Origin of the sequence: Bradyrhizobium sp. HKCCYLRH2047 (assembly GCF_051168175.1) — a bacterium.
Classification (GTDB): domain Bacteria; phylum Pseudomonadota; class Alphaproteobacteria; order Rhizobiales; family Xanthobacteraceae; genus Bradyrhizobium.
In genome coordinates this window covers 315,028-336,109 of sequence record NZ_JBNPUM010000007.1, presented here as the reverse complement: position 1 = coordinate 336,109, position 21,082 = coordinate 315,028, and the positions used below count along the sequence as shown (strand labels likewise).

The 21,082-nt window shown below is 67.1% G+C and carries 20 protein-coding genes; 8 read left to right on the top strand and 12 right to left on the bottom strand.

Annotated elements, in window-relative coordinates; translation table 11 throughout:
• The first annotated feature begins 57 nt into the window (after positions 1–57).
• Positions 58–1,545: a DHA2 family efflux MFS transporter permease subunit gene (locus ACQR1D_RS19005; protein WP_315805037.1), complete on the top strand. Its 1,488-nt coding sequence runs from the start codon at positions 58–60 to the stop codon at positions 1,543–1,545.
• Positions 1,546–1,560: 15 nt separating this feature from the next.
• Here the strand turns inward: ACQR1D_RS19005 and ACQR1D_RS19000 are convergent, their stop codons facing one another.
• Positions 1,561–2,736 carry a sialate O-acetylesterase gene (locus ACQR1D_RS19000; RefSeq protein WP_434839030.1) on the bottom strand — a complete coding sequence of 392 codons (1,176 nt, stop codon included), beginning with the start codon at positions 2,734–2,736 and terminating at the stop codon, positions 1,561–1,563.
• Positions 2,737–2,954: 218 nt separating this feature from the next.
• Here ACQR1D_RS19000 and ACQR1D_RS18995 point away from each other — a divergent pair, with 218 nt between their 5' ends.
• Entirely contained in the window at positions 2,955–4,334 is a 1,380-nt protein-coding gene (locus ACQR1D_RS18995; RefSeq protein WP_434893953.1) for an O-antigen ligase domain-containing protein, read from the top strand.
• On the opposite strand, the gene ACQR1D_RS18990 is transcribed toward ACQR1D_RS18995, so the two are convergent.
• The 11 genes from ACQR1D_RS18990 to ACQR1D_RS18940 all read right to left on the bottom strand — a co-directional run bounded on the left by ACQR1D_RS18990 (position 4,319) and on the right by ACQR1D_RS18940 (position 16,482).
• Complete coding sequence (locus ACQR1D_RS18990; protein WP_315805040.1) at positions 4,319–5,377, bottom strand: acyltransferase family protein; 1,059 nt, start codon at positions 5,375–5,377, stop codon at positions 4,319–4,321. The two genes, ACQR1D_RS18995 and ACQR1D_RS18990, sit on opposite strands and share 16 nt — an antisense overlap.
• 301 nt (positions 5,378–5,678) lie before the next feature.
• Positions 5,679–7,655 carry a glycosyltransferase family 2 protein gene (locus ACQR1D_RS18985; RefSeq protein ID WP_434893952.1) on the bottom strand — a complete coding sequence of 659 codons (1,977 nt, stop codon included), beginning with the start codon at positions 7,653–7,655 and terminating at the stop codon, positions 5,679–5,681.
• Positions 7,655–8,857 carry a hypothetical protein gene (locus ACQR1D_RS18980; RefSeq protein ID WP_434893951.1) on the bottom strand — a complete coding sequence of 401 codons (1,203 nt, stop codon included), beginning with the start codon at positions 8,855–8,857 and terminating at the stop codon, positions 7,655–7,657. The genes ACQR1D_RS18985 and ACQR1D_RS18980 overlap by 1 nt, the downstream gene beginning before the upstream one ends.
• Positions 8,858–8,868: 11 nt before the next feature.
• Positions 8,869–10,344 carry an HlyD family secretion protein gene (locus tag ACQR1D_RS18975; RefSeq protein ID WP_434893950.1) on the bottom strand — a complete coding sequence of 492 codons (1,476 nt, stop codon included), beginning with the start codon at positions 10,342–10,344 and terminating at the stop codon, positions 8,869–8,871.
• 197 nt (positions 10,345–10,541) lie between these two features.
• Complete coding sequence (locus tag ACQR1D_RS18970; RefSeq protein ID WP_315805044.1) at positions 10,542–12,041, bottom strand: tripartite tricarboxylate transporter permease; 1,500 nt, start codon at positions 12,039–12,041, stop codon at positions 10,542–10,544.
• Positions 12,041–12,535: a tripartite tricarboxylate transporter TctB family protein gene (locus ACQR1D_RS18965; RefSeq protein ID WP_315805045.1), complete on the bottom strand. Its 495-nt coding sequence runs from the start codon at positions 12,533–12,535 to the stop codon at positions 12,041–12,043. Before ACQR1D_RS18965 ends, ACQR1D_RS18970 begins: the two co-directional genes overlap by 1 nt.
• Entirely contained in the window at positions 12,532–13,500 is a 969-nt protein-coding gene (locus ACQR1D_RS18960) for a Bug family tripartite tricarboxylate transporter substrate binding protein (protein WP_434839024.1), read from the bottom strand. Before ACQR1D_RS18960 ends, ACQR1D_RS18965 begins: the two co-directional genes overlap by 4 nt.
• A gap of 244 nt (positions 13,501–13,744) precedes the next feature.
• Entirely contained in the window at positions 13,745–14,107 is a 363-nt protein-coding gene (locus ACQR1D_RS18955; RefSeq protein ID WP_316182646.1) for a hypothetical protein, read from the bottom strand.
• A gap of 80 nt (positions 14,108–14,187) precedes the next feature.
• Complete coding sequence (locus ACQR1D_RS18950) at positions 14,188–14,466, bottom strand: DUF3551 domain-containing protein (protein ID WP_315805047.1); 279 nt, start codon at positions 14,464–14,466, stop codon at positions 14,188–14,190.
• Between the two features lie 100 nt (positions 14,467–14,566).
• Positions 14,567–15,262, bottom strand: coding sequence for an RlmE family RNA methyltransferase (locus tag ACQR1D_RS18945; protein ID WP_316182643.1), 696 nt, complete (start codon positions 15,260–15,262; stop codon positions 14,567–14,569).
• A gap of 146 nt (positions 15,263–15,408) precedes the next feature.
• On the bottom strand, positions 15,409–16,482 hold the full coding sequence (locus ACQR1D_RS18940; protein WP_434839023.1) for a Ppx/GppA phosphatase family protein: 1,074 nt from the start codon (positions 16,480–16,482) through the stop codon (positions 15,409–15,411).
• Between the two features lie 200 nt (positions 16,483–16,682).
• On the opposite strand from ACQR1D_RS18940, the gene ACQR1D_RS18935 reads away from it, so the two are divergent.
• From ACQR1D_RS18935 to ACQR1D_RS18910, 6 genes are all read left to right on the top strand, one after another.
• Positions 16,683–19,058 (top strand): xanthine dehydrogenase family protein molybdopterin-binding subunit, encoded by a 2,376-nt coding sequence (locus ACQR1D_RS18935; RefSeq protein ID WP_316216325.1) that lies wholly within the window; start codon positions 16,683–16,685, stop codon positions 19,056–19,058.
• A 423-nt stretch (positions 19,059–19,481) separates the two neighbouring features.
• Positions 19,482–19,772 (top strand): RebB family R body protein, encoded by a 291-nt coding sequence (locus ACQR1D_RS18930; RefSeq protein WP_315805051.1) that lies wholly within the window; start codon positions 19,482–19,484, stop codon positions 19,770–19,772.
• Positions 19,773–19,833: 61 nt separating this feature from the next.
• Complete coding sequence (locus tag ACQR1D_RS18925) at positions 19,834–20,103, top strand: RebB family R body protein (RefSeq protein ID WP_315805052.1); 270 nt, start codon at positions 19,834–19,836, stop codon at positions 20,101–20,103.
• 72 nt (positions 20,104–20,175) lie between these two features.
• Positions 20,176–20,445, top strand: coding sequence for a RebB family R body protein (locus ACQR1D_RS18920; RefSeq protein WP_172108194.1), 270 nt, complete (start codon positions 20,176–20,178; stop codon positions 20,443–20,445).
• Positions 20,446–20,519: 74 nt separating this feature from the next.
• Complete coding sequence (locus tag ACQR1D_RS18915) at positions 20,520–20,792, top strand: RebB family R body protein (protein ID WP_172108192.1); 273 nt, start codon at positions 20,520–20,522, stop codon at positions 20,790–20,792.
• A 68-nt stretch (positions 20,793–20,860) separates the two neighbouring features.
• A complete protein-coding gene (locus ACQR1D_RS18910) occupies positions 20,861–21,082 on the top strand; it encodes a RebB family R body protein (protein ID WP_434889886.1) in 222 nt (73 codons plus the stop codon).

The window sequence follows — 21,082 nt, the reverse complement described above, 5'->3', positions numbered from 1 at the left end:
TTCGTCGCAGGGTGCTACAGCCGCCGCGCCGGCCTTCCCCGTCCCTCCCGAGATTCGATGAACAAGCAACGCGTCATTCCGCTGATCGTCGCCACCGCCCTGTTCATGGAGAACATGGACTCCACGGTGATCGCGACCTCGCTGCCGGCGATCGCCAGGGACATCGGCACCAGCCCGCTGACGCTGAAGCTCGCCATCACGTCGTATCTGCTGTCGCTGGCGGTGTTCATCCCGGCGAGCGGCTGGACCGCCGACCGGTTTGGCGCGCGGCGGGTGTTCTCCAGCGCGGTCGCCGTGTTCATGATCGGCTCGATCGGCTGTGCGCTCGCCAACTCCGTCGAGAACTTCGTGTTCGCGCGCATCCTGCAGGGCATGGGCGGCGCGATGATGACGCCGGTCGGACGTCTTGTCCTCTTGCGGTCCGTCGACAAGAGCGCGCTGGTCGGCGCGATGGCCTGGGTCACGATCCCCGCGCTGATCGGCCCGGTGATCGGGCCGCCGGTCGGCGGCTTCATCACCACCTATTTCTCCTGGCACTGGATCTTCCTGATCAACATCCCGATCGGCATCGTCGGCATCATCATGGCGCTGCGCTTCATCGATCCGATCAAGAGCGACAATCCCGAGCCGTTCGACCTCACTGGCATGGTGCTGGCGGGCATCGGCCTCGCCGGTCTCGCCTTCGGCCTCTCGGTCGCCGGTCTCAACCTGCTGCCGTGGTCGGTGGTCGCGAGTCTCGTTGCAATCGGCGCGATCTCGATGACGCTCTACGTCCGCCACTCCTGGCGCACCAACTCGCCGGTGCTCGATTTCTCGCTGCTGCGGCTGCCGACCCTGCGCGCCTCGATCGTCGGCGGCTTCATGTTTCGCCTGGGCATCGGCGCCCTGCCCTTCCTGCTGCCGCTGCTGATGCAGCTCGGCTTCGGCCTGTCGCCGTTCCAGTCCGGCCTCGTCACCTTCGGCTCCTCTGCCGGCGCAATGGGCATGAAGGCGCTGGCCGCGCGGCTGATCAAGGCCTTCGGCTTCCGCCATCTGATGACGGTCAATGCCGTCGTCAGCTCGGTCTTCCTCGCCGCCTGCGCGCTGTTCACGCCGGCGACGCCGCTGCTGCTGATCCTGATCATTCTCGTGGTCGGCGGCTTCTTCCGCTCGCTGCAGTTCACCGCGATCAACACCGTCGCCTATGCCGAGGTCGAGACCGCCCAGATGAGCCGCGCCACGACGCTCACCAGCGTCAACCAGCAGCTCGCGATCTCCGCCGGCGTCGCGGTCGGCGCGTTCTCGGTGGAGACCACGATGTGGATGAACGGCGCGAGCCAGCTCACCGCCTCGTCCTTCGCGCCCGCCTTCATCGTCGTCGCCATCACCTCGGCGCTGTCGTCGATCTTGTTCTGGCAGATGCCGGATGACGCCGGCAGCGAGATCTCGGGCCGCAAGGTCGCCGCGATCGCCAGCCGCAAGGGCGCCGAGAAGGGCGCGGAGAAGGCCGCCAGGAAGTCGGCGAGCGAGACCACGCAGGATGCGCGGGATCAGCGGCTGGGGTAGCGGACGGTTCTCCGGTCAAGGTCTCCGCGCGCCGGACCTCCAGAATTCGGCCAGGCGATCGGCCCACATCCGCGCGTGAAGCTCGGTGCCGGCGTGGCTCATGTGGCAGCTGTCGTGGCGCAGCGGAAGGCCGATCTGGTCGGTGTCCGGCCCCGGATAGACGCCGGTCGCAGGGTTCGGCACGGCGGCCTGCGCCGACCGGATGATCTCGTCGGGAACGCTGCCGCAGAGCGTCGCCGCGGCAACGAAGATCGGCGCGGTCACGTCGGCCGCGCGCAGCCCGGCCACGATCTCGAGATCGTTCCGCAAGTAGGACAGCCGTCCCGCCTCCTTCATCTTCGCGGTGACCTGCAATTGCGTGCCGTCCTCCGCGCCATTGGTCGAGAAGGCGAAGGCGTTAGACTCGCCCTGATGCCAGAGCACTGCGCTCGGCTCGAGACCCGCCTCGCGCAGGCCGGCAAGGGTCGCGAGCAGCACCTCGAAATACTTGCCGCCACGGACACGCCACTCCTCGATATACGTCCCGCCGATCGCAACGGGTGCGATCAGGATCGTCTTCGCCAGCCCGCGATCGATCAATTCGTCGCCCAGCCGCGTGGCGACGTTCTCGCCCTCGCCCGGCGTTCCCAGCAAGGGATTGCGCGCCACGTAGCAGCGGCCGTCGAAGCGGTCGAAATTGTAGAACCGGTTGTGCGGCTGATAGAGCCGGCCGCTCTGATCGGGCGCGCCGGTGTTGGAGATGTTCGATTGGCCCGCGGTCAGAAGCACCACCAGCCCCTCGCGCGGAATGGCGTCGCAGGCAATCGGCGTCGCCCTGGCGCGCACCGCCTCGTTGTCCGGCAGGAGACAGCGCGAGGCGCTGCCGCCCGCGATGAAATCCGCGTCAGAACCGTACAGCGCACGGGCCAGGTTGCGTCCCTGCAGCAGGGTCTGCACCTCCGGATCTCCGCTGGCGCCATCGATACGACGGTCGATGTCGGCAAAGGCGGCGCGCCGCGAGCGCACCTGCTCCAGCAGTGCCAGGAAGCCTGGGGCGCTCGAGATGGGTCCGACGGCGCAGGGAACGCAATTGCCGTCGCGCGATTTGGCCGAGGTGGTCGGCTGGCAGACGTCGCGGGCCGGCAGCACCTCCGCGGCTCCTGCCCTCGCAGTCAAGGAGACGACCAACCACGCTGCGACGAGCGTGGCCATGATTACGCGTCGCATCATGCTCGGATCACTTCTTTCGTCGCCTCGGTTGACGGCCGCCTCGGGCGCCGGGCCTCTGACTTTCCAAGCCATGCGGCTGTCCCAGCCATGCTCGCCGGCACGGTCTCGTTCGAACGTGCCTCGGGAGCCGGGGTTTTCCATTATAGTCCGACTTCATGAAAGAGAGCCGAATCGACCCGCAGCCGCTTGCGGCGATGGCGATGAACTGTTGGCCGTCCGCGCTTCTCCTGGCAGCGACGGCGCTGGCCGTCCCGGCACTCGGCGGTATCGTCAGGCCGGCCTTCGTGCTCGGCTGCGCGGTCGCCGGCTGGTTCGCGTGGCGTCGCAGCCCCGCAGCCCACGTGCAGTCGGCGATCCTGATGTTCGCCTTCGCTCCCTTCGTGCGCCGCCTGGTCGACATCTCCGCGGGATTCGATTCATCCGGCATCATGCTGAGCGGCCCGCTGCTGTTCATCATCGCACCAGTTCCAAGTCTGGTGCTCTCGCCCTCGGACAAGGACAGGCCGGGCAATCCATGGCTCGTGGCGCCCCTCATCGTCCTCGCCTGCATCGTTTATGGCGGCGCGCTGTCGATATTCCAGAACGACTGGTTCAACGCCGCCAATGGCGGAATGAAATGGGCCGCGCCCGTGCTCTATGCGATCGCCCTGCAGCAGCGGTCGCGATCCGACGGCGCCCTGCTCGATGCAATCACGCGTGTCTTCCTGCTGGTGCTGCCGGTCACCGGCCTCTACGGCATCTGGCAATATGTCGATCCGCAAGGCTGGGATCGGTTCTGGATGGTGAATGCCAGCATCACCTCGGCCGGCTATCCGCTGCCCTACATGGTCCGCGTGTTCAGCACGATGAACGGCCCCGCCAGCTACGCGACCTTCACGGCCACCGGCCTGCTGCTGGTGGGCTTCCTGCGCCCGGGATGGCTGTCGATGGCGGCGATGGCGCCCGCAGCACTCGGCCTGTTGCTGTCGCTCTATCGTACCAGCTGGATCACGCTCGCGGTGGGCGTGCTGTTCTGCATGCTGTTCCCCGCGACGCGGCGTCGCGCCGTATCGATCACGGTCGGACTGGTCGGCGCGGTGATCGTCACCGTCATGTTCACGCCGTTCGCGGAGGTCATCACCTCCCGTCTGGAATCGCTCGGCAGCGTGTCGCAGGACAGCAGCGGCAGCGAGCGGCTGGATGAGTTCGTCACGCTGTGGAATGCGCCGAACAGCATGGTCCTGGGATCGGGCTTCACCATTACCGACGTCGGCGTCGCCGGCGCGATGCCCATCGACGGGCAGATCATCGCAAGCTGGGTGACGATGGGCATTCCTGTCGGACTGATCTGCCTCGCGGCCTATGTCTGGGTTGGGCTCGCCGCCACCGGAGCCGCGTGGCGGATGCCGACGCGCGAGGGCGCCGTGCTCGGCGCGCTCGCCATCAGTGCGCTCTTGATTCAGCTGCCGCTGACCAGCATCTCGTCCGGTGAGGTCTCGGCGCTGTTCTGGATGCTCGTCGCCATGGCCTGTCCGCTCGACCAGTCGGCCGGCGCAGCACGGCGCACCGTCGCCGCGCGGCAGCATCAGGCCGGCGCCTGATCGGACGTTGCAACGCGCGGCGTGATCGCCGCAGTCTGCGGCTTGCGGGAGGCCAGTGGTGCGAGCCCGAAGACGGCCAGCAGATTGAGCCGCCGCAGGATGGCATGCGCGATCAGAGGAAGCACCACGCCGGCCACCGTTCCGGCCAGCAGGTAGACCCATGGCAATGGCGGGATGTGCAGCTTCAGCATGATGATCCGCACGCCCGAGCCGGCAAGGATGTGCAGCACATAGATCGTCATCGACGCGACGCCCGCGGCCGCAAGCCAGCGATGGCGCGTTGGCGCGAGCAGCTTGCAGAGCCCGACCGTGCCGGCGATCCCGAGCACACAGGCCGGCAGGGAGGCGAGCCCGTTGGCGTCCATGCCGGACAGCTGGCCGCCCAGCGCCACTGCGGCCGCAAACGCAATCCCGATCACGACCGGAGAGGACCAGCCGAACGGCCGCCATTCCGCCACCACGCGGGTGCCGTAGATGCCCGCAACGTAGAACGGCAGATGATGCAGGGTGAGTGCGAGGTCAGGCCGGATCGGCAGCGCGAGGAACACGCCGAGCCCGGCCAGCGCGAGCGTGATCAAAACCGTCCGCGACGGAACCAGCACCGCGAACACATGGCAGATCATCAGCGCGTAGAGGAACCAGAACTGTGCGATCGGACGATACCATATCGCGGCGAGATCTCCGGGATGGATCGGGATGTTGGCATCCCGCGCCAGCAGCATCGTGATCCCGCCTTGGATCAACGACCACAGCACGTAGGGATAGGCGATGGTCCAGAGCTTGGAGGTGAGGAAGGAACGCGCGCCGCGCCGCAAGCTGTGCTGCACGTTCAAGCCGGCCAGGAAGAAGAACAGCGGCATGTGGAACGTATAGAGCGTGTAGTCCATCCAGCGCGCGACGGCTCCATCCGGGAAGATGCCCGGGCGCACGAGACCGCCAAGCACATGACCGTACACCACCAGGATGACGCCAAGGCCACGCGCGAAATCGATCCACGCCGTGCGCGCGGTGTCAGCCGTTGCCCTCTGCGTTCCAGCGTCCATGCCCGACATGTCCTGCTTCTGTCGCGCAGCCCGCGTCCAGTCCGCGATGCTGCGAAGTCAGCGCGCCCCAAGTCATATCGCAGCCGGCTTTGCAACGCCGTCGGCGGCTGCAAGGACATCGGGGGTATTCTCGCGTTAGTCTTAACCAACCGATAAGCCTCTGCCGGATGGCTGCACCTCCGCCGGGGATCGCGACCGAAGCCAGGCACGAGGTGGAGACGCTCGCCATCCCGCCCGGCCGGTGGGCACGCTGCCGCCTGCGGCGGCTGCTTTGCCCACCCCTACCGCTGGATCCGGAACGTCAGCGACCGACGAAGCCGCGGCGCGCCAACCCTGCGAGGGCCCCGCGCAGGCGGGCGCGGCCGGTGATGACGCCGCAAGAGGAGCTGAACAGGCGCACGACCAACTGGCGCCGCTGCGCTTCGGTCGGGTGCATGCGGAGGTGCATCGTCGTCCTGGAAACATCGCTCACCGAGGCCTCGATCCATCCGAGGCCGTCGAGATGCACCGGCAGCAGCGCCCCTGGCCGCATCGTTCCGCGGCCGCGCGACCGGGCCACGCGTGCCGACGACAGAGACAGCGCCTCGATCTTGCACGGCACGACCTCGCCGTTCTGCGCCAGCCAGCCCGCCTCGTCGCTCGGAAACAGGTCCTCGCCGCGCGGCAGCTCGAAGCAGACGAGAAACGCGATGAAGGCGATCAGCATCGCGATGCCGGCCCATAACAGATTGAAGTAGTCGATCGACGAGATCTCGCTGGCTGCATTCGGCGACACGAACGCCCAGACGATGGCCGCCGCCGAGCTCGCGGCGATCGCGCCGAAAATCGCGGCGAGCTTGCCGTGGACGCGCGGCTTGGAGCGGTCGCCGCCCTTGTCGGTCACCTTGAAGGGGCGGCCGAACGGCCGGACCAGCGCGCTGAGCAAGGTGGCAGTGACGGCAAAGCAGGTCACTGCATGGGTCGCTTCCATGAACAGCGGCAGGGTCTTGGAACGCGAGATCCAGCCCATGTAGATGATCGTCCCGAGCAGCGCCGGCACGCCGTAGCGCAGGAACGACAGATAGTCGGCCTCGAACGCCGGCAGCCCGGCGAACCAGTAGATCGGCGGCGCGATCAGAAGCAGCACCATGAACGGCTTGCAGGCCCAGTTGAGCACGCCATGCAGGAAGTGCCAGCGCTGGGTGAAGCTGTAGCCGCGGCTGCGCAGCGGGCCATCGCGCAAGAGCGCGACCTGGATCGTGCCGAGGCACCAGCGGGCGCGCTGGGTGATGTATTCGGGCACGCCTTCCGCCGAGAGGCCGAAGCTGAGCGGCTCGTTCAGCCAGACCGTGCGATGGCCGCGCTTGAGCAGCGTGTAGGTGAGGTTGATATCCTCGGAGATCGCCGCATGCGGGAAGCCGCCGATCTCCATGAGCCGCTCGCGACGCACGACGAAGGAGGTGCCGACACAGAACGCGCAGCCCCAGGCATCCTTGGCCGGCTGGAACACGTCGAAGAAGAAGCGCTGGTCGTCGACCCAATGGCCTGATGACAGCAGATTGTGCTGGATCGGATCGGGGTTGTAGTAGAATTGCGGCGTCTGCACGACGGCGATATCGGGCTCGGACAGCAGCAGGCCGACCGTGCGCTGGAGAAAGTCACGGCGCGGGGCGAAGTCGGCATCGAGCACCAGGATCACCGGCGCGTTCGACAGCTGCGCCGTCGCCGCAAGCGCGTTGTTGAGATTGCCGGCCTTGGCGCCCTTGTTGTCGGGCCGCGTCAGATGGCGCGCGCCGACCTCGTCGCAGAACGCGCGGAGCCGATCGCGCCGGGTGTCGTCGAGCACCCAGACGGTCTTGTTGGGATGGTCGAGCGCGAGCGCAGCCAGGATCGAGCGCTCGACAATCTCCATGGGCTCGTCATAGGTGCAGATGAAGACGTCCACGGCCGGCTGCTCGCCCCGTGCGGCCAGCGCGCGCTGCGCGGCGTCGGCCTGTCCCGATCGGTCGACGCTGCGGGTCAGAATCAGGATCGACATCAGCGTGTAGGAGATCGCCACGATCTCGAGCGTGATGAACAGCCGCGGCCACAGCGCCTGCAGGGTCAGGTCGAACACCGGCAGCGTGTCGTGCCAGCGCCATAGCGTGTAGATCAGGAGGAACGACGCTGCGGTGGCGCCGAACAGCAGGCGGTCGCGCCGGCGCGTCGGATCGAGCAGGCGCGCCATCACGAGGAGCCCGAGCAGGACTCCGAGATCGGTGGTCAACACCGAGGCGTCATTGCTGGGGAGCGGAAACATCAGGGCACCCTTGCGCCGGTGAAAGGATTCCAGCCGGTCTCGGCGAGCACGGCCCAGGCGGTGGCACCGAGATGCGGACGCTTGTAGTAGAAGAAGTCCTGGATGGTGGTGGCGCCCGTCGGATCGATCGACAGCCCCGTGGTGAGGCGCGCGTTGCGCGTCGCGTTCAGAAGTCCCGTTGCCGTGCGGTCGGCACGCAATCCTGCAAGCAGCCGCTGGCCGGCGGCGGCATCTCCGACCATGCGATAGGCCAGCGCCGCCTGCGCGGTGCCCTCGACCCAGACGCCGTCGCGATCGCCGTTGAAATCGAAGCCGCCGTCGACGGCGAGATGAGTTTCGGCAAAGCGCAGCGCCCTGCGCCAGTCGGGCGCATCCGTCACCGCCATCCACGGCCAGAGCTGGACGTCGAGCGCGAGCAGATTGCCGTCGGCGAGGTGGCCGTCGGGCTTGGTGCCGAGCAGGAAGTGATCGCCGCGGAACGTGCGATCGAGCAGCCGGCGCGCCGTCTGCGCGGCATCCCGATAGCGCGGCTCCGATGTGATACGAGAGAGCCAGGAGGCCACGGCGTAGACATCGGCATTGTGCTCGGTCGACATCCAGCTGAGGCGCACCTGCTGCGGATCGTAACCGTGATAACCGCCGCTGAAGCCGTCCGCGCCGTTCGTTGCGTTGGCCATGATCCAGTCCATCAGGCGCCGCGCGCCGGACAGGTAGCCCTCCTCGCCGGTCGCCTGATGCAGCGTCAGCAGCGCCAGCGCCGCCCAGGCGACGTTGCCGGTCGCGGTGCCGTCCTGCGCGGCGTCCTCGCCCCAGATCCTCTTGTGGTCGTCCCACCAGCCCGGCAGCAGCGCCGCGCCGGGGCCGACAGGACCGGCGCGATAGGCGTTACGCAGGCGGCCATCGCCGAAGCTGCGATCATGAGCGCCGGCATGCACCAGCGCGTTGCCGATCACGCGGCCCTCGTCGACGCGACCGCATGCGACCAGCGCGATGGCGGCCAGGGCGTTGTCATAGGTGAACGCCGTCGTCGAAAGGCCGAGCGGCAGCCCCTCCTCGTCGGCACCCGGCTCGTAGCTGCGGATGAACGCCGCGTCACGGCCGGCGAGGCCGGGCTCGACGGCCTGCATCAGTCCCGCACACAGCGACGCCTCGGCGCGCATCGGCGATGCTCCGCCGAGCAGAGCGATCACCGCCATCGTCATGGAGAGAAGCCTCATTGTGCCGAGACCGCGCGCGCCGTCGGCAGCCACTGCTCGTCGAAGACCGGCTGCTGCGCCGGTTGCGACCGCAAGGCGGAGTCGAGCTTGCTGACACCGGCACGGCGCGTCGCTTCGTCCGGCTCAGACGGGTCCAGATCGGTCAGCGACGCAACGAGGTGGCCGAGCCGGCGCCAAGTCACCGACATCGACGGCACGATGCCATTGTCGCGCGTCACGGTGACCCACTGCCCCACCGTGCAGGCCGGCGTCGCCGCGGAGGTCGGCTGCGCTGCCGGCTTTTCGTCGGCAGCGTCAGGCGTGATCATGACGTAGAGCTCGCGCCGCTCGGTCTGCGGAAATGGCACGGCAAAGCGCTCGTCGACCTTGTCGCTCGTCTTCGGCAGCACGGCGCTGACGATGCCGCTATGGAAGCCGCCGCCATCGATGCGCACCTTGGTGCCCGGCTTCATCGCTTCGCCCTGCCGATAGGAGAAGATCGCGACCACGAAGCGTTTGTCGCAATCGACCACCGAGGCGATCGTATCGCCGGCGCTGACGTGGCGTCCGGTGTCGGCGCCCACCGCCAGCACCTTGCCGGGACCGGGCGAGAGCACGTCCGCGGCAGCGAGCCGCGCCAGCCGCGCGCGCTCCGACTTGATCAATCCCTCGAGATCGTCGAGCACGGCCGCCTGCTGCTTCTCCTCGATCTCCATCCGCCTTGCATCGAGATCGATGTCACGGCGCTTCTGACTGAGCATGTTCAGCGCGACCAGATCCTCGCCGACATAGACGCCGGCGTCGAGCGCCTTCAGCTGCGTCAGCTTCTGGTTCAGCTTGGCAGTCTGCGCATCGGTGTCGTGCAGCGCCGCCGCATATTGCTGCTCGGTCGGCTTCAGCATCTCGACGCTGGCGGCATCGCGCGCGACCATGCGGTTCTGGCGGTCGACGATGGCCTTCTTCTCGCTGCTCTGCGCGTTCGACTGCGCGACGCGGGCACGCAGCTCCTCGATCTGGGACTGCAACTGCGCCTTCAACTGACCGGCCTGGCTCGCGATCTCCTGATCGAGCGAGCTGACATAAGCGACATCAGACTGATGCTTGGCACGCGTGGCGTCCAGCTTCTGACGCGCGTCGCCCGCCTTTTCTTCCAGCGAGATGAGCGTGGTGCGGTCGAGCCGCGGATTGGTGATCTCTGCGAGGCGGTCGCCGGACCGAACCTCGCCACCCGGCTTGGCCGTGAGCGAATCGACCTGGCCCGCGATCGGGGACGTCAGCAGCACCACCGGCGCATCGACCACGGCGCGATCGGACTGGTCGGCCACGATCGGCGGCACTACCGCGGTCAGCATCAGCGCCGAGAGGATGCCGGCCACGCCGAGCGCCGACACCCTCAGGATCACGGGATGGCGCGGCGGACGGGTTGCGGTCTTCGGAGCGACGGGACGTTGCGCGGGGACTGGCTTGAAACCGTCATCGAAGCGATCGGTCATCGGGTCTCTTTCGGTTTGGGGTGACACGCCCCGAAAGACGCTTCCTCAGCTGATCCGGAGTTCCAGGCTCCGGTCTCGATGGCTCAACCCAAACCGGATCGCGGGCACATCGTTTCACGCCGCGCCCGATCTCCGCGCCCCCCTCCGGTCACGTTATGTTGCACTGCGATGGCGCGGTTTCCGCTTGCGGGCCGCACTCAATCCTCATTCGCCTTGAAGCGCCCGAGTCCCTTCAAGATGAACGGCGCGATCAGCGCAATCAGCGCGACGACCAGAAGAGTTGCAGAGATCGGCGACTGCAGCAGGGTCATGGGATCGCCGAGGCTGATCGCGAGCGCCCGCCGCAACTGGCTCTCAGCGATCGGTCCGAGGATCAGCCCGACCACGACCGGCGCAATCGGGAAATCGAACCGGCGCATCAGGAAGCCGAGCACGCCGAAGCCGGCCAGCATCGACAGTTCCACGACCGACGGCTTTGCCGCGATCGTGCCCATGGTCGCGAACACGAGGATGCCAGCATAGAGCCAGGGTGTCGGGATCGCGAGCAGCTTCACCCACAGCCCGACCAGCGGCAGGTTGAGGACGAGCAGCATCGTGTTGGCGATGAACAGGCTCGCGATCAGGCCCCAGACCAGATCGGGCCGCTCGGCAAACAGCAGCGGTCCCGGATTGAGGCCATATTGCTGGAAGCCCGCGAGCATCATCGCGGCGGTCGCCGAGGTCGGCAGGCCGAGGGTCAGCAGCGGCACCAGGGTGCCCGCGGCCGAGGCGTTGTTGGCGGCCTCAGGGCCGGCGACGCCTTCGATCGCGCCCTTGCCGAACTGGTCAGGATATTTGGTCAGCCGTCGCTCGGCCGAATAGGACAGGAAGGTGGGAATCTCGGCGCCGCCCGCCGGCAGCGCGCCGATCGGAAAGCCGAACAGCGTGCCGCGCAGCCACGGCTTCCACGACCGCTTCCAGTCCTCGCGCGTCATCCACAGCGAGCCCTTGATGGCCTCGATCTTCTCCTCGCTATGGTGACGGCGCGAGGCGACGTAGAGCGCCTCGCCGACTGCGAACAGGCCGACCGCCAACGTCGTCACCTCGACACCGTCGAGCAGTTCCGGCACGCCGAAGGCGAGCCGCGCCTGCCCCGTCAGCTTGTCGATGCCGATGAGACCGAGCGTCAGCCCGATGAACAGGCTGGTGAGGCCACGGATCGGTGAATCGCCGAAGGTCGCGGACACCGTGACGAAGGCGACGCACATCAGCGCGAAGTAGTCCTCCGGACCGAAGCGCACGGCGATGTCGACGAGGTAAGGCGACAGGAAGGCGAGACCGATGGTGGCGATGGTGCCGGCGACGAAGGAGCCGATCGCCGAGGTCGCCAGCGCCGGGCCGCCGCGGCCGGACTTGGCCATCTTGTTGCCCTCGAGCGCGGTCGCCATCGAGGCGCTCTCGCCTGGCGTGTTGATCAGGATCGCGGTGGTCGATCCGCCATACATGCCGCCATAATAGATGCCGGCGAACATGATCAGCGAACCGCCGGGATCGAGCTTGTAGGTGACCGGCAGCAGCAGGGCGACCGTGAGCGCCGGCCCGATGCCCGGCAGCACCCCGACGGCGGTGCCGAGGAACACGCCGACCAGCGCATAGAGCAGGTTCATGGGCTGGACGGCGATCGCCATCCCATGCGCGAGCGCGGCAAAGGTGTCCATCAGAGCAGTCTTTCGAGCGGACCGGCGGGAAGGCTCAGGGTGAGGAGACGGTCGAAGGCGAGATAGATCACGGTCGTCAGCACGGCGCCGATGACGAGATCGGTGACGAAGGCGCGCCGGCCGAACGCGGCCGACGTCGTCACGAACAGCGTCGTCGTCGCCAGGATGAAGCCGCCACCGAAGCCGATGATCGCGATCAAGAGCGCAAGGCCGGCGAGGATCAGCAGCACCGCGACCGGATCGGAGCTCTCGCGCGGCGGCAGCTTGCCTCTCACGGCATCGATCAGATTGGCCAGTGCAAGAATGCCGAGCCCGATCGCGATCACGACCGGCATGACCTGCGGGCCCATGCCGTACATCGTGGTCGCCGGGATCTGATTGGCGTCGTAGACCAGCACGAGCGCAACGGCCGCGAGCAGCGCCGCAATGACGATGCCGGCCTTGTCGACGCCTCCCGAGGCGGGTGTCTCGGCGCCGGCGCGCTCCGTCGTCATGACTTGACGAGGCCGACCGACTTCAACACGTCGGTGACACGGACGTTCTCCTTTTTCAGGAAGTCGGCGAACGCATCCCCCGGAAGATAGGCGTCGTCCCAGCCCTTCTGCTTCAGGATCTCCTTCCAGGCATCCGACTTCACCATCTTCTCGACGGCGTCGCTGAGCACCTTCTTCTGCTCCGGCGTGATGCCGGGCGGCGCGACCACCGAGCGCCAATTGGCGAGCACGAGGTCGATGCCCTGCTCCTTGAAGGTCGGGATGTCGACCCCGGGAATGCGCTTCTCCGAGGACACGCCGATCGCGCGCAGCTTGCCGCTCTTGATCTGCCCGTCATATTCCGACAGGCCGGAAATGCCCGCCGTGACCTTGCCGCCGAGGATCGCCGCCAGCGACTCGCCGCCGCCCGAGAACGGGATGTAGTTGACCTTCTTGGCGTCGGCGCCGACGGCGCCGGCGAACAGCGCCGCCATCACGTGATCGACGCCGCCGGCCGAGCCGCCGGCGAAGGTGACCTTGGCGATATCGGCCTTCAGCGCCGCGGCGAGGTCCTGCGCCGTCTTGATCGGCGAGTTGGCCGGCACGACGATGACCTGGATCTCCTCGGTCAGCCGCGCGATCGGCGTCACCTGCTCCAGCGTCACCGGCGACTTGTTCATGGCGAGCGCGCCGACCATCACGAAGCCGTTCACCATCAGCTGGTTGCCGTCGCCCTTGGCGCCGGTGACGAACTGCGCGATGCCGACGGTGCCGCCGGCGCCGGCGACGTTGGTCACCTGGACGCTGCGCGCCACGCCCGACGCCACGAAGGCCTGCTGCATGGCCCGCGCGGTCTGGTCCCAGCCGCCGCCGGGCGCGGCCGGCGCCATCACCTTCAGTTCCAATTGCTGGGCAGAGACCGGTGCACCGGCCAGGAACGTCAACGCAACAGCTGCGCCGAACAGGCGCGCACAGAATGACTTCAAGGACCCCTCCACGGCCGCCCCGGCGGCTCACGTTTCTCTATCCGCGTCTCAACCCCGATCATGCGGCACCAAGACGCGCACGGCGGCACGATCGACTGCGCACGGACCGGTCAGATCAGCTCTTGGATTCTCGAGACACAGCAAAAGCTTACAGGCCCAAAGGGGGCATTCAAGGCGCTACCCTGCGACAGGATGGCGCACCCCCTTTACGCGAGGCACTTTGCCGCTCAGTGGCCTGGAGGGCTCAGCCGCAAGTCCAGACCATTCCCACCGGCGTCCGCGTCCAGCACGGGCCGAAGCTGCCGCCATTGTAATGGCCGCGATAGAAGCCGGGCTGGCCGAAATAATGCCACTCGCCGTTGTAGAGCATGTATTTCGGGGTGCCGTCGATGTACCAGTGGCGGCGGCTGCCGCGCGGCGGGCCGTTGCGCATCGCTTCCTTGTCCGCGTACAGCGGGAGGCTGTTGTTCGGCGGCTGCTTATAGCCCGGCAGGAAGCCATAGCCCTGCCAGCGATGAGCCTTGCGCTTGTGCGACGGAGCGGCCGTCGCAAGCGCGGGCACCAGCAGCAGAAGCATCACAAGCGAAACGATGAAACGATGCGGCATGGCGGCAGCCCGATGAAGAGGAGGTCGCGAATCTTCAGTCCGATTGCGGCACGGCAACGGCCGCAGCGTCATGAAATGTTTCAGCGATGCCGCCGGTGCTTGCCGCGCGGCGGCGGTGCCGGCGGCGCGTAGAATGGATTGAGGTCGCACATCGCCGCGCGGCCGGACGCCGTGGCGCGGCATTGCGGCAGCGACGTGTAGCTGCAGTCGATCCACTCGCCACCGCCAAACCGGCCGCCTTCATAGACCTTCATGCACACGGGATAGCGCGGATCGTAGGCCTGGGCATGAGCCGGCGCCGATATGGCCGAGCCCACCATCAAAGCGACCGCGACAGCGCTGCAGGTCAGGACACGCATTCGGGGACCTCCGGAAGGGGTCTCGTCGGCCCAAGCCGATTCCCGAGACCGTGTTGCATCTGCTCTGTATCGCCGGCGCGGGCCGCTCGCAATGACGCCATTACAACAGGTCGGCCTGCTCTCCGCCGCGGAAACCCATCGCCAGCACGTAGCGCTCCGACGAATCCTGCCGGCTCGCGGCCGGCTTGACGTGGCGGACGCTGGCGTAATCGCGCTTGAGCTGCGCCATCAAGTCGGCATCGGCGCCGCTCTGGAACGTCTTGGCGAGAAAGCTGCCGCCCGGCTTGAGCACCTCACTGGCGAAATGCGCGGCAAGTTCGACGAGACCGACGATGCGCAGCTGGTCGGTCTTGCGATGGCCGGTGGTGTTGGCCGCCATGTCCGACATCACCACGTCGGCACGCCCGCCGAGCATGGCGCGGAGCTTTTCCGGCGCATCCTGGGCATGGAAGTCGAGCTGGGTGAAGGTGACGCCGGGGATCTCGCCCATCTCCAGCAGATCGATCGCGATCACCTTGCCCTTCCCGGCTTCGGCCCCGACCCGACGCGCCGCGATCTGGCTCCAGCCGCCGGGCGCAGCGCCGAGATCGACCACCGTCATGCCGGGCTTCAGCAAATGATACTTGTCGTCGATCTCGAGCAGCTTGTAGGCCGCGCGCGAGCGGTAGCCGTCGCGCTTGGCCTTCATGACATAGGGATCGTTGAGCTGGCGCTCCAGCCAGAGTTTCGAGGACAGCTTGCGCTTGCCCCCGGTCTTGACCTGCACATGCATGCGGCCAGTGGTGTCTTTTGCCATCTTGATCTCTGAGGTCATTCCGGGACCGCCCGTCAGGGCGGGACCCGGAATCCAGAAGTTGCGGAGCGAGATTCCGGGTTCGCGCCAAACGAAAGCAGCTTCGCTGCTTTCGTCCGACCGCACCGGAATGACGTCGTCAATTCTTGCTACGCCGTCCTGAGCGCGCCGTCCTCGCGCATCATCTCGACCAGCATGCCCTCGCGCAGGCCGCGATCGGCGACGCGCAGCCGCGGCAGGGGAAACGCCAGGCGAATCGCGTCGAGAATGGCGCAGCCCGCCAGCACGAGGTCGGCGCGGTCGATGCTGATGCAGTTGTTCTCGGCGCGCTCCTGGTAGCTCATTGCCAGCAGCTTGGCGATCGTCGTCGTGATGTCGGCATCGTTGATCCAGATGCCGTCGACCCGGCGCCGATCGTAGCGCGCGAGGTTCAGATGAATGCCGCCGAGCGTCGTCACGGTGCCGGAGGTGCCGAGCAGATGCATGCCGGAGAGGTCGCGGCCATTCTCGGCCGCGAACGGCCCGACATGCTCGGCCACGGCCTCGACCATGACGGCATAGATCTCCGGCGTCACGTCGCGACCGCCGAAGCGTTCGGCCAAGGTCACGACGCCGAGCGGGATCGACATCCAGGCCTTGATGCGCGGCTCGGCGTTGCGGTCGGCCGGATCGCGCTCGATCCTGACCAGCTCGCTGGAGCCGCCGCCGATATCGAACAGGATGGCCCCGCGCCCGCCCGGATCGAGCAGCGGCGCGCAGCCCTTGACGGCCAGCGTCGCCTCGGTCTCACGGTCGATCACCTCGAGCTCGATGCCGGTCTCCGCCACCACCCGGCTGCGGAACCCGTCGGCATTGGCGGCGGCGCGGCAGGCCTCGGTCGCGATCAGGCGCAGCCGGCTGGCCTTCTTGGATTGGATCTTGTCCCGGCAGATGCTGAGGGCGGCGATGGCCCGATCCATCGCCGCATCGCTGATGCAGCCGGTGGTCGAGATGCCCTCGCCCAGCCGGACGATGCGCGAGAACGAGTCGACCACGCGGAAGCTGTCGCCCGAAGGACAGGCGATCAGGAGCCGGCAATTGTTGGTTCCGAGGTCCAGGGCCGCGTAGACGCTGCTGCCATTGCTGGCGCAGGAAGGCGTCGCGACGTCCAGACCCGGACGCAAGCCGGGCTTCAGGTTCCCGCGCGGCGTGGGACTCTCCCGCAGCCGCGTGTCATTGATCATTCAAATGTCTTTCCGCTGGCCGGACCGGCCCAGATGGAAGTTCTCTTTCCCTAGACATTATCAGTGGATAGCGCCGGCGCAACAGCCCCTCCGTCAGGCGTGATGCACCATTCCTAATCAACCGTTGTCCGGCCGCGGGCGCTGCACTATCTGGGAACAGCCCGCATTTGCGACCAATCCAGCCCGTTGGGTCCTCATCCATGCAAGATCACACCTCCCCGGCCTCCCTCGAAAACGCGATCGCGCTGCAGAAATTCGGCGTCGGGCAGCCGGTCCGGCGCAAGGAGGACGACACGCTGGTGCGCGGCCACGGCAAATATACCGACGATTTCAACCTGCCCGGCCAGGCCCATGCCTGGATCGTGCGCTCCAGCCATGCCCACGGCATCATCAAGGGCATTGATACCGCGGCCGCAAAGGCGATGCCCGGCGTGCTCGGGGTGTGGACCGGCGCCGACCTCGCGGCGGCCGCCTATGGCCCGTTCACCTGCGGCCTGCCGCTGAAGGGCCGGGACGGCTCACCGCTGCTGCAGACCAATCGCCCGGCGCTGGCGACCGACAAGGTGCGCTTCGTCGGCGACCCCGTCGCCTTCGTCGTGGCGGAAACCGCCGCGCAGGCCCGCGATGCGGCCGAGGCGGTCGAGCTCGATATCGAGCCCCTGCCCGCGGTCACCAATGCCGAGGAAGCCGCCAGGCCCGGCGCGCCGCTTCTCTACGACCACATCCCGAACAACGTCGCCCTCGACTACCACTATGGCGACACCGCCAAGATCGAGGAGGCCTTCGCCAAGGCGGCGCACGTCACCAAGCTCGACATCGTCAACACCCGCGTCGCCGTGGTGTCGATGGAGCCGCGCGTTGCGCTGGCGGCCTTCGACGGCAAGACCGAGCGCTTCACCTTGCAAGTGCCGACCCAGGGCGTCTCCGGCAACAAGGCAACGCTCGCCAAGATCCTCAACGTCGCGCCGGACAAGGTCCGCATCCTCACCACCAATGTCGGCGGCTCCTTCGGGATGAAGAACGTCTCCTATCCCGAATATGTCTGCATCCTGCATGCGGCCAAGGCGCTGGGCCGTCCGGTGAAGTGGCGCGACGAGCGTACCACCGCCTTCCTGTCCGACAGCCAGGGCCGCGACCAGATCATCCATGGCGAGCTGGCGCTCGACGCCGACGGCAAGTTCCTCGCTGTCAGGCTGTCCGGCTACGGCAATCTCGGCGCCTACATCATGGGCGTGGCGCCGCTGCCGCTGTCGCTCAACACCGGCAAGAACCTCGCCAGCGTCTACAAGACGCCGCTGCTCGGCGTCGACATCAAGACGGTGCTGACCAACGTCACCCTGATGGGCGCCTATCGCGGCGCCGGACGGCCCGAGGCGAACTACTTCATGGAGCGGCTGATCGATACCGCCGCGCGCGAGATGGGCATCGACCGCCTCACCATCCGCAAGCGCAACTTCATCAAGCCGAGCCAGATGCCGTTCCCGGCGGCGTCCGGAGTCACCTATGATTCCGGCGACTTCGCCGCGGTGTTCGAGAAGGCGCTGGAGGTCTCGGACTACGCCGGCTTTGCCAGGCGCAAGCGCGAGAGCCGCAAGAACGGCAAGCTGCGCGGCATCGCGGTCGGCTCGTATCTCGAGGTGACCGCGCCGCCGTCGGGCGAGCTCGGCAAGATCACCTTCGACGCCGATGGCGGCGTGACGCTGACCACCGGCACGCTCGATTACGGCCAGGGTCACGCGACCCCGTTCTCGCAGGTGCTGTCGGCGCAGCTCGGCGTGCCCTTCGAGAAGATCCGGCTGGAGCAGAGCGATTCCGACCTCGTTCGCTTCGGCAACGGCACCGGCGGCTCGCGCTCGATCACCGCGACCGGCCAGGCGATCGTCGAGTCCTCGCAGCTCGTCATCGCCAAGGGCAAGCAGGCGGCGGCGCATCTGCTCGAAGCCTCGGAAGCCGACATCGAGTTCGCGAGCGGCCAGTTCACCATCGCCGGCACCGACCGCAGCATCGACATCATGGAGCTGGCGCGGCGCATGCGCGAGGGCAAGATGCCCGAGGGCGTGCCGGCCTCGCTCGACGTCGACCACAATTCGACCGCGACCGAGTCGACGTTTCCGAACGGCTGCCATGTCTGCGAGGTCGAGATCGAGCCCGACACCGGCGTCGCGCAGATCGTCGCCTACACCGCGATCAACGACTTCGGCACGGTGATCAACCCGATGATCGTCGCCGGCCAGCTCCATGGCGGCGTCGCGCAGGGCATCGGCCAGGCGCTGATGGAGCACCTGCGTTACGACGAGAGCGGCCAGCCGATCACGGGATCGCTGATGGACTACGCGCTGCCGCGCGCCTCCGACGTGCCGATGATGACGGTCGACAACCATCCGGTGCCGGCGAAGTCCAACCCGTTGGGCACCAAGGGCTGCGGCGAAGCCGGCTGCGCCGGCTCGATGGCATCCGTGATCAACGCGGTGATCGACGCACTGTCCGACTACGGCGTGAAGCATCTCGATATGCCGCTGACCACCGAGAAGCTCTGGCGCGCAATCCAGGACGGCAAGGCTAGGACCGCGGCGTAGAACCGTCGTCTTCGGCGCATCGCCGTCGCTTTTGCCTGATCAAGCCCGGCCCGAACGGCCGGGCTTTCGTTTGCGCAGATGGCAGAGGATCCGTTCGCACGGCGACGTTGCCGCGCGCCGGTCTCACGCTCCCTCCATACGCGATCGCCCTGCCCGCAGCGGGGGATGCCAGTCGCGATCACCGCAGCAGGCGTGCGGAAAAATCGCTGAATTGCGGCAGAACCGATGAAGTCATCCGGTTATTTTCGCCGGGATTCGTCCCTGAGTTCCATCCCTTTCGACTATCGCGAGCGTCCCGATCTTCCTTAGGTTGCTGCAACGCCGGTTGGCATCTTCAACACACGCCGGACGCCGGTGCCACGCCAAACGACGCACGACTGCGTCACGCGGTGGATGTCGGCTCAAACGAGGGAGAATGACGAGATGGCTTTCCCGACGTCGGTCAACGACCAGATCACCGATTCCGTCACCCAGGCGAATACCAAGGTGCTCGGAGATGCGCCCGCGATTGCGATGGGCAACCTCTATCAGGCCACGGCGCAGGCGCTCGCCAATGCGGCTCACAACGCGACCAATGCGCAGCAGCAGAGCTACGTGACCACGCAGGCCGCCACCACCATGGGCGTCGCCACGCTCTACTCGCTCGACACCGCCACCACCGGCGTCGCGACGGCCGACATCCTCAACACCGGCGTCAAGGGCCTGACGAGCTGACGCGCACGTCCCGTTCGACCACCCACCTGCTGAAATGACCTCCACCTGAAAGGATCGAGCCATGGCATTTCCGACCTCAGTCAACAATCAGATCACTGATTCCGTCACCCAGGCGAACACCAAGGTGCTCGGCGACGCGCCGGCGATCGCGATGGGCAACCTGTTCCAGGCAACCGCGCAGGCGCTCGCGAACGCTGCGCACAATGCCACCAATTCGCAGCAGCAGAGCTATGTGACCGCGCAGGCGGCAACGACCATGGGCGTCGCCACGCTCTACTCGCTCGACACCGCCTCCACCGGCGTCGCCACCAAGGACATCCTGTCGTCCTGACCAGGCCCGAGCGCGGGATCGGGACACTCCCCGATCTTGGCCCTCGCCTCATGATCCCAGGGAGCTGGTGAGATGGCATTTCCCACGGCAGTCAACAGTCAGATCACGGACTCCGTGACCCAGAGCAACGTCCAGGTCCTCGGTACGGCACCTGCGATCGCAATGGGCAACCTGTATCAGGCGACGGCGCAGGCGCTGGCGAATGCCGCGCACAACGCCACCCTGGCGCAGCAACAGATGTACGTCACTGCGCAGGCAGCGACGACGGCAGGCGTCGCGCTGCTCTACTCACTCGACACGGCGTCGACCGGACTGGCGACGTCGACCATCCTGAAGAGCTAGGCACCATCCGCGCGTGATGCCCGGCTGATCGAGAGACGACCCCACGCCAACAGCACTCGCAAAGGAGAGACATCATGGCATTCCCCACCGCCGTCAACAGTCAGATCACCGACTCCATCAGCCAGGTGAACACCAAGGTGCTCGGCGACGCGCCGGCCGTCGCGATGGGCAACCTGTTCATCGCCACCAGCCAGGCGCTGTCCAACGCGGCCCACAACGCGACCAACAACCAGCAGCAGTCCTACGTGACGATGCAGGCCTCGACCACGCAGGGCATCTCCACCCTGCTGACCCTCGATACCGGCACGACCGGCATCGCCACCGAAAAGGTGCTCGGCCTGGTGTAGCGGTCCGTCCACCGACGGTGCCACCCGGCTAGCCGCAGGCTTGCGTCCGGCCAAGGGAGCCGTTCGTCGTGCCAGCCGCCTCCGCATCGTTGACGACCGTGGTCGACGGCAACGTCGTCAATGTCGGGCTCGCCCCATCGGTCGCCATGGGCATGACCTATGTGGCGATGGCCGACAGCCTCGGGCTCGCCATGGCGAACGCCGCGGCCAATCAGCAACGTGGCCAGGTCCTGGCCGGCGCGGCGCTCGCGCAGGTCCTGGCGATGATCATTGCGCAAGGGAGTTCGTGA

Bases quoted from the DNA above. Each gene is read 5' to 3' on its own strand.
- ACQR1D_RS19005 (WP_315805037.1), top strand. From the start codon at position 58: ATGAACAAGCAACGCGTCATTCCGCTGATCGTCGCCACCGCCCTGTTC.
- ACQR1D_RS19000 (WP_434839030.1), bottom strand. From the start codon at position 2,736: ATGGCCACGCTCGTCGCAGCGTGGTTGGTCGTCTCCTTGACTGCGAGG.
- ACQR1D_RS18995 (WP_434893953.1), top strand. From the start codon at position 2,955: ATGAACTGTTGGCCGTCCGCGCTTCTCCTGGCAGCGACGGCGCTGGCC.
- ACQR1D_RS18990 (WP_315805040.1), bottom strand. From the start codon at position 5,377: ATGGACGCTGGAACGCAGAGGGCAACGGCTGACACCGCGCGCACGGCG.
- ACQR1D_RS18985 (WP_434893952.1), bottom strand. From the start codon at position 7,655: ATGTTTCCGCTCCCCAGCAATGACGCCTCGGTGTTGACCACCGATCTC.
- ACQR1D_RS18980 (WP_434893951.1), bottom strand. From the start codon at position 8,857: ATGACGATGGCGGTGATCGCTCTGCTCGGCGGAGCATCGCCGATGCGC.
- ACQR1D_RS18975 (WP_434893950.1), bottom strand. From the start codon at position 10,344: ATGACCGATCGCTTCGATGACGGTTTCAAGCCAGTCCCCGCGCAACGT.
- ACQR1D_RS18970 (WP_315805044.1), bottom strand. From the start codon at position 12,041: ATGGACACCTTTGCCGCGCTCGCGCATGGGATGGCGATCGCCGTCCAG.
- ACQR1D_RS18965 (WP_315805045.1), bottom strand. From the start codon at position 12,535: ATGACGACGGAGCGCGCCGGCGCCGAGACACCCGCCTCGGGAGGCGTC.
- ACQR1D_RS18955 (WP_316182646.1), bottom strand. From the start codon at position 14,107: ATGCCGCATCGTTTCATCGTTTCGCTTGTGATGCTTCTGCTGCTGGTG.
- ACQR1D_RS18950 (WP_315805047.1), bottom strand. From the start codon at position 14,466: ATGCGTGTCCTGACCTGCAGCGCTGTCGCGGTCGCTTTGATGGTGGGC.
- ACQR1D_RS18945 (WP_316182643.1), bottom strand. From the start codon at position 15,262: ATGGCAAAAGACACCACTGGCCGCATGCATGTGCAGGTCAAGACCGGG.
- ACQR1D_RS18940 (WP_434839023.1), bottom strand. From the start codon at position 16,482: ATGATCAATGACACGCGGCTGCGGGAGAGTCCCACGCCGCGCGGGAAC.
- ACQR1D_RS18935 (WP_316216325.1), top strand. From the start codon at position 16,683: ATGCAAGATCACACCTCCCCGGCCTCCCTCGAAAACGCGATCGCGCTG.
- ACQR1D_RS18930 (WP_315805051.1), top strand. From the start codon at position 19,482: ATGGCTTTCCCGACGTCGGTCAACGACCAGATCACCGATTCCGTCACC.
- ACQR1D_RS18925 (WP_315805052.1), top strand. From the start codon at position 19,834: ATGGCATTTCCGACCTCAGTCAACAATCAGATCACTGATTCCGTCACC.
- ACQR1D_RS18920 (WP_172108194.1), top strand. From the start codon at position 20,176: ATGGCATTTCCCACGGCAGTCAACAGTCAGATCACGGACTCCGTGACC.
- ACQR1D_RS18915 (WP_172108192.1), top strand. From the start codon at position 20,520: ATGGCATTCCCCACCGCCGTCAACAGTCAGATCACCGACTCCATCAGC.